Annotated in this window: 12 protein-coding genes; 1 reads left to right on the top strand and 11 read right to left on the bottom strand. The window is 32.5% G+C overall.

Annotated features, from left to right (window positions below; all coding sequences use genetic code 11):
- Positions 1 to 9 precede the first annotated feature (9 nt).
- Genes KAR88_RS04220 through KAR88_RS04195 form a run of 6 tightly spaced genes read right to left on the bottom strand, consistent with a single transcriptional unit; the run spans position 10 to position 4,602 of the window.
- Positions 10 to 735 carry a Nif3-like dinuclear metal center hexameric protein gene (locus KAR88_RS04220; RefSeq protein ID WP_192801241.1) on the bottom strand — a complete coding sequence of 242 codons (726 nt, stop codon included), beginning with the start codon at positions 733 to 735 and terminating at the stop codon, positions 10 to 12.
- Positions 722 to 1,585, bottom strand: coding sequence for a glycine--tRNA ligase subunit alpha (gene glyQ, locus KAR88_RS04215; protein WP_002776485.1), 864 nt, complete (start codon positions 1,583 to 1,585; stop codon positions 722 to 724). The genes KAR88_RS04220 and glyQ overlap by 14 nt, the downstream gene beginning before the upstream one ends.
- Before the next feature lies 1 nt (position 1,586).
- Complete coding sequence (locus KAR88_RS04210; protein ID WP_002776483.1) at positions 1,587 to 2,141, bottom strand: DUF3972 domain-containing protein; 555 nt, start codon at positions 2,139 to 2,141, stop codon at positions 1,587 to 1,589.
- A gap of 12 nt (positions 2,142 to 2,153) precedes the next feature.
- Positions 2,154 to 2,648 carry a 5-(carboxyamino)imidazole ribonucleotide mutase gene (gene purE, locus KAR88_RS04205; RefSeq protein ID WP_002776481.1) on the bottom strand — a complete coding sequence of 165 codons (495 nt, stop codon included), beginning with the start codon at positions 2,646 to 2,648 and terminating at the stop codon, positions 2,154 to 2,156.
- Positions 2,645 to 3,901, bottom strand: coding sequence for a peptidase U32 family protein (locus KAR88_RS04200; protein ID WP_002776479.1), 1,257 nt, complete (start codon positions 3,899 to 3,901; stop codon positions 2,645 to 2,647). Before KAR88_RS04200 ends, purE begins: the two co-directional genes overlap by 4 nt.
- A complete protein-coding gene (locus KAR88_RS04195; RefSeq protein ID WP_002776477.1) occupies positions 3,898 to 4,602 on the bottom strand; it encodes a chemotaxis protein in 705 nt (234 codons plus the stop codon). The genes KAR88_RS04200 and KAR88_RS04195 overlap by 4 nt, the downstream gene beginning before the upstream one ends.
- 198 nt (positions 4,603 to 4,800) lie before the next feature.
- Between KAR88_RS04195 and glnA the strand changes: the two genes are divergently transcribed.
- The gene (glnA, locus tag KAR88_RS04190; protein WP_002830309.1) at positions 4,801 to 6,231 is read left to right on the top strand and encodes a type I glutamate--ammonia ligase; all 1,431 of its coding nucleotides are present in this window, start codon (positions 4,801 to 4,803) and stop codon (positions 6,229 to 6,231) included.
- 243 nt (positions 6,232 to 6,474) lie between these two features.
- Here the strand turns inward: glnA and flgG are convergent, their stop codons facing one another.
- The 5 genes from flgG to KAR88_RS04165 form a co-directional block, all read right to left on the bottom strand.
- Entirely contained in the window at positions 6,475 to 7,266 is a 792-nt protein-coding gene (flgG, locus tag KAR88_RS04185; protein WP_002776471.1) for a flagellar basal-body rod protein FlgG, read from the bottom strand.
- A 30-nt stretch (positions 7,267 to 7,296) separates the two neighbouring features.
- A complete protein-coding gene (locus KAR88_RS04180) occupies positions 7,297 to 8,109 on the bottom strand; it encodes a flagellar hook-basal body protein (RefSeq protein ID WP_002776464.1) in 813 nt (270 codons plus the stop codon).
- A gap of 322 nt (positions 8,110 to 8,431) precedes the next feature.
- Complete coding sequence (gene ftsZ, locus KAR88_RS04175) at positions 8,432 to 9,544, bottom strand: cell division protein FtsZ (protein ID WP_002781577.1); 1,113 nt, start codon at positions 9,542 to 9,544, stop codon at positions 8,432 to 8,434.
- Positions 9,545 to 9,560: 16 nt separating this feature from the next.
- Positions 9,561 to 10,949, bottom strand: a complete 1,389-nt coding sequence (gene ftsA, locus KAR88_RS04170; protein ID WP_072212064.1) for a cell division protein FtsA — start codon at positions 10,947 to 10,949, stop codon at positions 9,561 to 9,563.
- The gene (locus tag KAR88_RS04165) at positions 10,946 to 12,433 is read right to left on the bottom strand and encodes a peptidylprolyl isomerase (RefSeq protein WP_002781581.1); all 1,488 of its coding nucleotides are present in this window, start codon (positions 12,431 to 12,433) and stop codon (positions 10,946 to 10,948) included. Before KAR88_RS04165 ends, ftsA begins: the two co-directional genes overlap by 4 nt.
- Between the last annotated feature and the right edge of the window lie 28 nt (positions 12,434 to 12,461).

Here is a 12,461-nt window from a genome sequence, read left to right as displayed (position 1 = left end):
TTATTTTCCTTAAGAATATTGAAATGGATTTTTTGAAACTGTTATTATAACTTTTAGCGGCAAATTTTTCAAGTGTTTTGCTAAACATTGAGCAAAATAGCGTTCGCTCTCAAAATGTCCTAAATCAATCAAATTTAGATGATTGCTTATGGCTTCTAAGGCTTGATGGTATTTAAAATCGCCACTTAAATAGCAATCTGCCTTAACTTCATTTAACAAATCTCCCCCACTCCCTGTGCAAACAGCTAAGCGTTTCAAATATTCTTTTCCACAAAAACTTGTTCTTAGAATTTCTAAATTTAAACGCTTTTTAACCACAATACAAAGCTCTTCAAAGCTCATATCTACATCTATATAAGCTAAAAATTTATTTTTAGAAGAAATTTCAAATCCCAAAATTTCTTCTATAAAATAAGTATTTAAATGGCTAAGATCAAAATTAGTATGCATAGAAATTAAAGAAAGATTTTTTCTAAGCATTTCCTTAACAAAAGCTCTAGGATAGGCTGAATTTGCCAAATCCTTCAAGCCTTTAAAAATTAAAGGATGATGCGTGATAAATAAGGAATTTTCTTCTGCATTTTGGATCAACTGCTCATCTATATCAAGGCTTAGATAAACATTATGAATTTCATCGTTAAAATTCCCAAGTAAAAGACCGCTATTATCCCAAATTTCTTGAGTTTCAAAAGGGCTTAGCTTGTCTAAAAAATTATAAATTTCAATCAGTTTCATCTAAATTTTTCTTATAAATTTCAGCACAAGTTTTCGAAAGCTCGCGAATTTTTAGCATATAATCTTGTCTTTGTGCAACAGAAATAGCACCCCTTGCATCAAGCAAGTTAAAAGTATGAGCTGCAAGCATACAATAATCATAAGCAGGCAAAGCCAATCCCTGTTCTAAAATACTTTTACATTCTTTATAAGTATTTTCAAATTGCTGATTTAAAAAATCTACATTGCTGATTTCAAAATTATATTTACTAAATTCATACTCGCTGCGCTTATGCACATCTGCGTATTTAATTTTTTCCCCATTAAATTCGCTCCAAACAATATCATAAACATTATCTACATTTTGGAGATACATAGCAATTCTTTCAAGCCCATAAGTGATTTCAGCACTTACCAAATCTACTGCGATTCCACCAACTTGTTGAAAATAGGTAAATTGAGTTACTTCCATACCATCAAGCCAAACTTCCCAACCAAGACCCCAAGCGCCAAGACTTGGACTCTCCCAATTGTCTTCAACAAAACGCACATCATGGCTTTTAAGATCAAAACCTAAATTTTCAAGGCTTTTTAAATAAAGCTCTTGAATATTATCAGGACTTGGCTTCATTAGGACTTGAAATTGATAATAAGCCCCAAGACGATTAGGATTTTCTCCATATCTTCCATCTGTTGGACGACGAGAAGGAGCCACATAAGCTGTAGCCCAAGGTTTTTTACCTAGACTTCTTAAAAAAGTTGCTGGATGGAAAGTTCCAGCTCCTGCTGGCATATCGTAAGGCTGCATGATTGCACAACCTTGTTTTTGCCAAAACTCTTGTAAATTTAATATCATCTGAGAAAAAGTCATTTTAACCTTCTTTATTTTCATTTAATTTTTCATTTGCTGTACTAGAATTTTCATCTTTTTTCATTTCCAAATCAGGCTCAGTTCTTGCCCCAAAAATTTCAGCTGTCTTACTCCACATAAGCTTATATTTACGTTTTAAAAATTCTATTTCTTCTCGGGCGTGTTTTAATTCATGATTTAAAGTTTCAATAGTTTTTCTATCTTCATCATAAAGCTCTTGCATTGAATAAAGCGCATCTTTTAAAAATTTATTTTCATTTTTTAAAGCATCAAGAGTTTCATCCTTTGCATCTAAAACCTTCTCATGCAAATTTAAAATTGTTCCTATAGTCTTTTCTACAAAGCTTTCTCCTGCCAAAGTCATAGAATTTACCATAGCAGGCTTTGAGTTAGAAGCACTTGGAACAACGCTAAAAGTTCCTTGGTTTGCTTCGATATAAATTTTTCCCTCTTCTTCTTTGAAATTTAAAGCACCATTTGCCATCATTCCCTTTACAACATCTTCATTTAAATGCACAAGTTTACAAAATTCTTGGAGCTCTAAATAAGTTTGCATTTTCATCCTTTTTTACAATAAAACTTCTACACTCTTAGAATCACTGATTAAGTTTTCTTCTTGATTTTTTCTATCTTGCTTTAAAGCTTTTGCTAAAGTTTCATCATTAAGAGCAAGAATTTGCATAGCTAAATAAGCTGCATTTTTAGCTCCTGCTTTGCCAACTGCTAAAGTTCCCACAGGAATTCCACCTGGCATTTGCACGGTTGAAAATAAAGAATCCATACTCGCTAAAGCACTTCCAGGCATAGGTACTCCCAAAACAGGTTTGGTTGTATAAGCTGCAACTGCTCCTGCTAAATGCGCTGCCATCCCAGCAGCTGCGATAAAAACTTTAGCTCCTTTTTCTTCTGCTTCTTTAATATATTCCTGAGTTCGCTTTGGACTACGGTGAGCAGAACTGATAATGAGTTCATATTTTACACCAAATTTTTCAAGCGTTTTGGCACATTCGCTCATGATTTCATAATCACTCTTGCTTCCCATCATAATTGATACAAATTTCATCCAATTTCCTTTCTTAAAAAACTAAAACTGCTGATTTTATTTGGCATTTTGATTTCGTTTTCGTTTCCGCTATGAATTTCGTTGAATTCTTTATTGTTTTTAGAAATAAGTTTTTTAAATTCTACAAAATATTTATCTTCTTTTTTATAAATCTTACCCAATTTATTATCACAAGTCTCAATTTCATCACCTAAAGGCATTAAAATTTCATAAGCTTTGTTTAAAACAACCTTGCCCTTGCATTTAAAATACTCTCCATCCTCAACGATAGCATGTACTTGATGAGTACCCTCTTCTATGCTCGTATCGTGATTTTGTGTATCTGCTTTTTCTAAAGGGCGTGAGACAAGATAACCGTCTGTAAAACCGCGATTTTTAAGCGTAGCAATTTCTTTTTCATACTTACTTGCCTCAAATTTACCTTCTAAAACATCTTGTATGGCCATTTTGTAAGTTCTAGTTGTAAGTGCAACATAATACTCACTTTTAGTACGGCCCTCTATTTTAAATGCGCTTATGCAATCTTCTTTCATAATTTTTTCTATGTAAGAGCATAAATTTAAGTCTTTAGAGTTAAATACATGGGTACCATTTTCATCTTCTTCTAAACGAAAAAGTACTCCATTTTCAGGATTTTTTGCATAAAGTTCGTAATTAAATCTACAATCATTAGCACAAGAGCCACGATTACTCATTCTTCCGCTTTGAACCGAGCTGATCAAACAGCGACCCGAGTAAGCAAAACACATCGATCCATGCACAAAAGCTTCTAGCTCAATATCGCAATTTTCTTTTAAACTTTTAGCATCTTTAAGACTCAACTCTCTTGCGATAACTACTCGTTTTGCACCCATATTTTTATAAACTCTTGCGTCAAGATAGTTTAAAACATTAGCTTGAGTAGATACATGCAAGGCTATTTCAGGAGCTAACTCTCGAACCAAAGCCATTGCACCCACTGAAGCTACTATAAAAGCATCGGGTTTCATCTCTTTAAGCTTTAAAATATGTTTTTTTAAAGATTCTATTTGTCCACCCAAGTGAAAACCATTTAAAGTAACATAAACCTTTTTGCCTCTTTGGTGGGTATACTCAATAGCTTCTTCAAAACTCTCATAATTAAATTCTCTAGCAGTGCGAGAGCGCAAAGAAAAATTATTTACCCCTGCGTAAACTGCATCAGCTCCATAAGCTAAAGCGATTTTTAATTTTGCAAAATTTCCCGCAGGAGCTACAATCTCTGGAATAATCATTTTTGACCCAAACTTGCTATAAGCGCTTCTATATCATCATTGCTTACAATATCAGTAGTAGAATCACCTTCAATATGAACTGCAGAACTCACTCGTTTCTTATCATCAATCCTACCTTCAAACAAAGAACTCATATAGCGACTCAAGGCACGCATTACATTGATAACGCGCTCTATTTTTTGACGGTGAATATCTTGATATTGCATAGCATCCATTGCCATCATTACTTCATCTTGTCCACATTGCAACTTATCAATAATTTCTTGACTTGTTTTTTTCACTTTTGAATTTAACTGCAAAGCTTCATTAAAACTGACAACATTTGGAAATTTCTCATTTAGTTTTGAAAATATTTCAATATTTTTAGCTAATACTTTATCAATCTCACTAAACAAATTTTCAGAATCTGCAAAGAAATTATTGATACTTTCTAGCTTATCCATCATCTCAGTAGCTTTTAACTCACTGTCTTTAGTAACATCATCAAGTTGATGAACTACCTTATGTTCTTGATTTGGTGGTGGTGGTGGCCATACAACACTAGGATCTGGTTTATAATCAGACACCTTTACATCTTCTAGCATTAATCCTTCTTCAGATTCTATATTGTGAGACTCTGTTTCGCTTTTAATGTTAGACTCTGCATCCTCATCAAAATTTACATCACCATTCATCAAGGCGTCAAGTTCTTCTTGAGTCATTTTTTTCCTTTTTTAAACCTAGATTTTGTTTTAGTACTACGATTATAATCAAATTTATCTAAAATGAAAATATAAATTTAAATTTTCATAGTTTTGTAAGTAAATTTCAAAAAATGATTAAAAAAATATATTAATTAAACCTGAATTAAAAAAAATATGATACAATTTTCATAAATTATCTTAAAGAAGGAGTAAAAGATGGGCAAATTTGTTAACAATGTTAATGAATTCTTTGATTTTTGTAAACAAAACGAAGTTCTTTTTGTAGATTTTCGCTTTACTGATATGATAGGAACTTGGCATCATATCACCTATAATCTTCATGCAATTAGCGAAGAAACTTTTGAAGCAGGAATTCCATTTGATGGTAGTTCAATTCATGGATGGCAACCTATTGAAAAATCAGATATGATTTTAAAACCTGATGCACAAAGTGCATTTTTAGATCCTTTTACAGCTGATCCTACTATTATAGTTTTTTGCGATGTTTATGACATTTATAAAGGACAAATGTATGAAAAATGTCCAAGAAGTATAGCAAAAAAAGCAATGGAACATCTTAAAAATAGTGGCATAGCTGATACTGCTTATTTTGGGCCTGAAAATGAATTTTTTGTTTTTGACAGTGTAAAAATTGTAGATACAACTCATTGTTCTAAATATGAAGTGGATACAGAAGAAGGAGAGTGGAATGATGATAAAGATTTCGCAGATAGCTACAATACAGGTCATCGTCCACGAAACAAAGGCGGATATTTTCCTGTTCAACCTATAGATTCTTTGGTAGATATTCGCTCTGAAATGGTTCAAACTCTTGAAAAAGTAGGACTTAAAACCTTTGTTCACCATCACGAAGTTGCACAAGGGCAAGCGGAAATTGGAGTAAAATTTGGCACACTTGTGGAGGCTGCAGATAATGTACAAATCTACAAATATATTGTCAAAATGGTAGCTCATTTAAATGGCAAAACTGCAACTTTTATGCCAAAGCCTCTTTATGGTGACAATGGAAATGGTATGCATGTTCATATGAGTCTATGGAAAGATGGTGTGAATTTATTCTATGACAAAGAAGGTTATGGAGGACTTAGCCAAACTGCTATTAATTACATAGGTGGGGTTTTAAAAAATGCTCGTTCTGTTGCAGCTTTTACTAATCCAAGCTCAAATTCATACAAAAGAATAGTTCCAGGTTTTGAAGCTCCTTGTATTTTAACTTATTCTTGCCAAAATAGAAGTGCAAGTTGTCGCGTGCCTTATGGTATAGGTAAGAATTCAGCTCGTGTTGAAATTCGTTTCCCTGATAGCACCGCTAATCCTTATCTAGCTTTTGTTAGTCTTTTAATGGCAGGACTTGATGGAATCAAAAACAAAACCATTCCTGTAGGACCTATGGATGAAAACTTATTTGATCTTACTTTAGATGAAATTCGTGAAAAAGGCATAGAGCAACTACCACACACTCTAAGAGGAAGTCTTGAAGCTTTAATTCGTTACAACGCTTTCTTAAAACCTGTAATGAGCGATATTTTTATAGATGATTATCAACATTTGAAATTTGAAACTCAAGTTTGGCCTGTTGAAGCGCGTCCAACTGCATACGAATTTAAAACTTGCTATTCTTGCTAAATAAAAAGCAAAGCGTAAATTTTTAAACGCTTTGCTTTATTTATTGATAAATTTCTTAAATCCATATCTTTGATATTATATAAATTTATTTTCAAAAAAGAATTAAAAATTATTATTGCAGCAGAATATTATTTATTTTCATTTTTATACCATGATTTTAGTAAGTATATGAAATTTTAAGTGAATTAATATGAGAAAAATTTATGGCATAAAAATACCATAAATTTATATAATTAATTTAAATTATCTTTTTAATTGATTGACAATTCCAAGCATATCATCACTCGTCGTGATAGCTTTTGAACCTGCTTCGTAAGCTCTTTGTCCTGTGATAAGATCTGTCATCTCTTCAACAAGCTGCACGTTGCTTAACTCTATAAAGCCATGTCTTATTGTTCCAAGTCCATCTTGGGTTGCTATACCTGCTACAGGTGCACCGCTTGCCCCTGTTTCAAGATAAAGATTATCTCCCATAGAATGAAGTCCAGCTGGGTTGATAAATTGTACAAGCTCAACTTGACCGATTTGTGTTTCTTGTTGTTCTCCTGGAAGCATTACAGAAACTGTGCCATCAGTAGCCACATTAATCGCAGTTGCACCCTCTGGTATAGTCATTTCAGGTAAAAGTCTATAACCATCTGCATTAACGATATTTCCCTCATTATCTTTTGTAAATTGTCCATTTCTTGTATAAGCTATCGTGCCATCAGGAAGTTGAATTTGAAAAAAACCATTTCCCGCAATTGCCATATCAAGACTATCTGTGCTTGTAGCCTTTAAATTACCTTCAGTAAAAACCTTTGTCACTGCTGTTGGACGCACACCAATACCCACTTCTATGCCCGATGGAGAAAGTGTTGTGGCTGAAGTTGAAGTTCCTGCGTATTTCATAACTTGATACATTAGATCAGCAAATTCAGCACGACCCTTTTTAAAACCTGCTGTGTTAACATTTGCAATATTGTTTGAAGTAACATCAATTTGTGTTTGCTGCGCTACCATTCCCGTAGCAGCAGTATGAAGTGATCTCATCATTTTTTATCCTTTAATTTATTTTATATTATTTTATTTAACGGCTGCAAGTTTATTGATAGCTTCTTGGTTTAAGTCATCCATATGAGCTGTCATAACTTTTTGATACATTTCTACCATTCTATTTGCCTCTATAAGTCCTACCATTTCGGTTACTGGATTGACATTAGAGCCTTGAGAAAAACCTTGACGCACTGCATTAGAATTATCCAAATCTCTAATACGCGTTAAATCATCTATCCTATAAACATTATCCCCATCTTTTTGCAAAGCTCTTATATCATCTACTTGAGCGATAAATAATCTCGCATTTTGAACGCCATCTACCTCAATACTTCCGTTTTTATCTACATTGATATAAACCGCACCATTAGGAAGACGAATTCCTGCATTTTGAGGATTATTAAAATAATCACTGCTTAAAATTCTATATCCTTGTTTATTGACTAAATATCCCTCTTCGTTAAGTTGAAAATTTCCATCTTTACTTAATCTTATTTCACCATCCTTTGTTTGAACTAAATAAAAAGCATCCTCTCTAGTAATGGCCAAATCCAAAGGGTTATTAGTCGTTTTTAAAGAACCTAAACTAAAATCTGTATATCCTTGAGAGACTTGAGGAACGCCATCTATGGTAGTATTGACAAATCTTGATGCATCTCTTGTGTGATTTTCTATAGGCAACTCATCCTGAGTTTCTTTAAAAATCCTTTTAAAATCTGCAATTACTACATCATCTCTTTTGTAACCACTCGTGTTAATATTGGCAAGATTGTTTGTAATAACATCAAGTTTATTAAACTGAGTTACCATCCCACCCGTTGCTTGATAATATCCATTTTGCATATTTTTCACCTATAAATTTTGATATTTTTAATCTATAAAGCAAAGAGTGTTCCAACTTTTAAAAAGAATGAATTTTAGGGGATTAAGCAAGTAGAAATAAAATACTGAATGATAATTTGCATCATATTGTGTTTTTACAAGGAATTATACTAAAAAACCAAAAGTATCATTAAATCGCTTAAAAAGCAGCAACATTCATCTCTTTACCCAAGAAATAAGAGTTTTCTTTCTAGGAATATGGGTAAAAAATATTTTAAAATAAATAGTAAAAATTTTAAAAAAGCAAGACTTAAGTAAAAATCTTGCTTAAAAATATTCTATTTTAGTCCATTTGGCGGCGTAAGAAAGTAGGAGTTTCAATTTGAGCCATTATCTCTTCATCAAAACCACCACTTACTTTTCTAAGATTTAAATAAGGATTTTTCTTAGGAGTTTCAGCTTCTTCAGCGGCTTTTTTAGCTATGCTGTCTCTATCTTCAAATCCTGTGGCAATAATGGTCACTTCTACCCTATCTTCCATGCTATCATCTGTAGTAGAACCAAAAATAATCTTTGCATTTTCATCAACAATTTCTTCTATATTATTTGCAGCAGCAGAAATTTCAATTAAAGAGCAATTAGAACTTGTTTTAAAATGTAAAATAACCCCTTTAGCTCCTTTAATATCCATACCATCTAATAATGGAGATTCTATGGCATTAGAAAGAGCCTCTTCGATAGCATTTTCACCGCTAGCACTGCCTACGCCCATAAGCGCTAAACCACGATGGCTCATTATGGTTCTAACATCAGCAAAGTCAACATTGATATCACCATTGTCTAAAAGTATAGACACCATACCCTTAACAGCACGCGCCAAAATATCATCAACTAATTTAAAAGCATCTTTAATTCCTGCTTTTTTATCGATAATGCTTAAAAGCTTTTCGTTTTGAATTACAAGGATAGAATCACTTTCTTTTTTCAATTCAAGGAGTCCGTTTTCAGCAAGTTTTTTTCTTTGTTTCCCTTCAAAAGCAAAAGGCATAGTTACAACAGAAACAGTTAAAGCACCTATTTCTTTAGCTGCTTGTGCGATTACTGGAGTAGCACCCGTTCCTGTGCCACCACCAAAACCTGAAGCAATAAAAACGATATCACTTTGGCTAAGACTAGCTTTAATCTCTTCAAAGCTTTCTCTAGCACTCTCTGCTCCAACCTCTGGTAGCATGCCCGCACCCAAGCCTTTTGTTTTTTTCTCGCCAAGTTGAATTTTGGTTTTTGCTAATGAATTTGAAATAGCTTGTGCATCAGTATTAGCCGCGATTAAATCGAGGTCATTTAAGCCCATCTTGACCATATGATTAATCATATTTCCACCGCCACCACCGCAGCCTATAACTTTAATTTTAGCGCCTTTATTATGTTGCATCTCTTCTACTAAAAATTCGCTCATAAAAACTTTCTCCTTGTTAAAATTGATTCATTATTTTATGCCAAATATTTGAAAAAACACTAGGCTTTTTCTCTTTTGGCTCTTTAAAATCTAATTGTTCTTGTATTATTATTGTATCATTTTCTTGCAAATTTTCGCCAAAAAAATCAGATTTTGTTTCATTTTCCACTTCTTTTTGTGGAATTATTTCTTGTCTAATTTGGCGGTTATAATTTTCTATCTCCCCTTTATATCTTAACTTTTCATTTGAATCAAGTTCATAAGGCGTAAAATAACCCGCACCATATAAACAAAGTCCTATAGCACAAGTATTTTCAGGATCATTAAAAATTTCACTAAACCCAGTAATTAAATCTTTTCTAGCAGTAGCAAGTCTAACAGAACGATTATCAAAAGTTGCAGGAGCTAATTCATCAATACCTGCTAATTTAGTCATTCCGCCTGTTAATACAACGCCACCCCCTATGCTATTTGCATAACGATTGTCGCTTAAAATTTTGGCTAAAATCATTAAAGTTTCTTCAGCTCTTGCATAGATTACATTTGAGATGATATCTAAAGAAACTTCATTTACTTTTCTTTCATCTCCCATAGAAGGAATTTGTATCAATGCATTAGGTTGTTGAGAAAGGGCTGCATAATTTAATTTAATTTTCTCAGCTTCTTTTAAAGGAGTGTGCAAAGCCATCGATAAATCTTGAGTAATATTAATCGATCCAATTTGCAAGCAATCATTATAACGAATTGAATTTCCAGTATGAACAACCATATCGCAGATCGCTCCACCCATATCAATCAAAACAGCACCTAGTTCTTTTTCACTATCATCTAAACAAGCTATAGCTGAAGCATAGCCAGAAAGGACTATATTATCAACTCTTAAATCAGCCAACTCAACAGCTTTTTTTAAATTTTTAATATGAGATTCTTGAGAAATAACTATATGAGTCGAAACCTCCAAGCGATTTCCGCTCATACCCAAAGGATCATCTACATGTTCTAAATCATTTACCTTAAAATTATAAGGTAAAACATGAATAATTTCATAACCACTCGGAAGATTTGCAGTGTGTTTGGCTGTGCTTACCGCACGATGAATTTCTTTGATGCCTATTTCATGATTTGGTATATTTACTACACCTATACTATCAACACTTTTAGTATAAGCGCCCGAAATAGAAACCACTACTTTATCATAATGAACACCGCTCATCATCTCTGCATTTCTAACTGCTTCCTCGATCGATTTTGAAGCAAGCTCGATATTGGTAATAGCGCCTTTTTTTACACCATTGGTTTTTGCTTTTGCAAAACCAATAATTTTTAAACCTTCCTCATCTTTTTGAGCGACAATGGCACAAGTTTGTGTTGAACCTAAGTCAATTCCTAATATATTCAAAATTATTTACCTTTATAATAAATTTTTATTGGATATGTTTTTTTAAGCTCTTCGATTAACTCCTGCTTCATTTCATTAGCTTTTAAACTTTGTAAATTTTGATTAAGCATTATGCGATATTGCTGAAATTTTTCAGGATTCATATCAAGCTTTTGCTTATTAATTTTATAAAGCATAGCCTTATCTTCATTTAAAATAACATAAGAACGATTTTGATCAGAATTAAAAACATTCATTAGAAAATAACTAAATTCTGCTTCATTTAATATATTACTAATTTTAGCATCATTTCTTACAGTATCCCTGCTTACGAAACCTATATTAGTTCCGCTAAAATTTTCTAAATTTTGCTTAGCTTTTTCTTCTAAATTCTTTTTCACCTGTTCGCTGATATAAATAGGCATAAGCTCTTCTTTAGCCTCATCAAAAGTCTTAGTTCTTACAGGATTGGTTTTGTTAAGCTTGATAATAATATAACCATTTTGATATTCACTCGGTCTTAACACATCTCCATTTTTTACCCGAGATAAAGCCTCAAGTGGATAGTAAACATCTGAATCTGTGATATTTTCATCCTTTTGGAATTTATCTTTACCTTCTTTCAATTCCAAAAATTTAGCATTAGCTATGTTTTTAAGCTGTGCTAAAGCATAATCTTTAGCAACATCCTTTTTAGCAGCTTCAAAACTCATGATTTTGCCACTAAAATCTTTATATTTAAATTTATTATTTTCATTATTATAAAATTCTTCTAGCTTACTATCATCAATTTTTTGCATATCCACCGGTAGATAATAAGTAGAAATCTCATATACTTTTTTTGTCTTATAATCTTCTTTGTGTTCATTCCAAAGCTTTTTAAGCTCTTCTTCATTAACTTTTATATTTTCTTTATCTTGCTCTAGTTTTGCTATATTTAAAGAATCTTGCATAAAATAACTAGCTCCTAGCATTTTCAACTCTTCATCTGTTTGAGGGAGATTGAATATTTGTTCTAGTTTGCCGATAATAATTTCATTTGAAAGAGTTTTCTCATATTCTTTTGGAGTCATATTGTTTGCATTCAAAAGTTCATAATAAATTGTTTTATTAAAATCACCTGAAGGATCTTGAAAGGCTTTAGTTTCAGCAAGTGCTTGAATAACTTCATTTTCACTTGAACCTAATCCCAAATCTTTAGCAAAATTTAACAAAAGCTTATCTTCAACCAAAGAGCTTAATGCAGCATTTTCAATTCCCAATTGCTTAGCACTCTCCTCATTTAAGCCACCGTTGCTAATTTGATTGTAATAATTAAAAATCTGATTATATCTTACATTAAATTCATTATAATTGATTTTTTCATCTCCAACTACAGCAACACTCGAACTTCTATTAAGATTAAAATCATAAGCACCCCAACCTAAAAACCCAGCTCCAACAAAAGCTATGGTGCTAATCCATATAGTAACAACAAGATATTTTTTGTGATGTTGCATCCAAGTAAGCATATCATTCCTTGATAAAAATTAAACTACA

The organism is Campylobacter sp. JH23, assembly GCF_017846595.1.
In the GTDB taxonomy this organism is placed as follows: domain Bacteria; phylum Campylobacterota; class Campylobacteria; order Campylobacterales; family Campylobacteraceae; genus Campylobacter_D; species Campylobacter_D coli.
The sequence above is the reverse complement of the archived record's forward strand: the minus strand, read 5'-3'. Positions and strand labels throughout refer to the sequence as shown.

Bases quoted from the DNA above. Each gene is read 5' to 3' on its own strand.
- ftsZ (WP_002781577.1), bottom strand. From the start codon at position 9,544: ATGAGCGAATTTTTAGTAGAAGAGATGCAACATAATAAAGGCGCTAAA.
- KAR88_RS04200 (WP_002776479.1), bottom strand. From the start codon at position 3,901: ATGATTATTCCAGAGATTGTAGCTCCTGCGGGAAATTTTGCAAAATTA.
- purE (WP_002776481.1), bottom strand. From the start codon at position 2,648: ATGAAATTTGTATCAATTATGATGGGAAGCAAGAGTGATTATGAAATC.
- glnA (WP_002830309.1), top strand. From the start codon at position 4,801: ATGGGCAAATTTGTTAACAATGTTAATGAATTCTTTGATTTTTGTAAA.
- KAR88_RS04220 (WP_192801241.1), bottom strand. From the start codon at position 735: ATGAAACTGATTGAAATTTATAATTTTTTAGACAAGCTAAGCCCTTTT.
- KAR88_RS04195 (WP_002776477.1), bottom strand. From the start codon at position 4,602: ATGACTCAAGAAGAACTTGACGCCTTGATGAATGGTGATGTAAATTTT.
- KAR88_RS04180 (WP_002776464.1), bottom strand. From the start codon at position 8,109: ATGCAAAATGGATATTATCAAGCAACGGGTGGGATGGTAACTCAGTTT.
- glyQ (WP_002776485.1), bottom strand. From the start codon at position 1,585: ATGACTTTTTCTCAGATGATATTAAATTTACAAGAGTTTTGGCAAAAA.
- KAR88_RS04165 (WP_002781581.1), bottom strand. From the start codon at position 12,433: ATGCTTACTTGGATGCAACATCACAAAAAATATCTTGTTGTTACTATA.
- flgG (WP_002776471.1), bottom strand. From the start codon at position 7,266: ATGATGAGATCACTTCATACTGCTGCTACGGGAATGGTAGCGCAGCAA.
- KAR88_RS04210 (WP_002776483.1), bottom strand. From the start codon at position 2,141: ATGCAAACTTATTTAGAGCTCCAAGAATTTTGTAAACTTGTGCATTTA.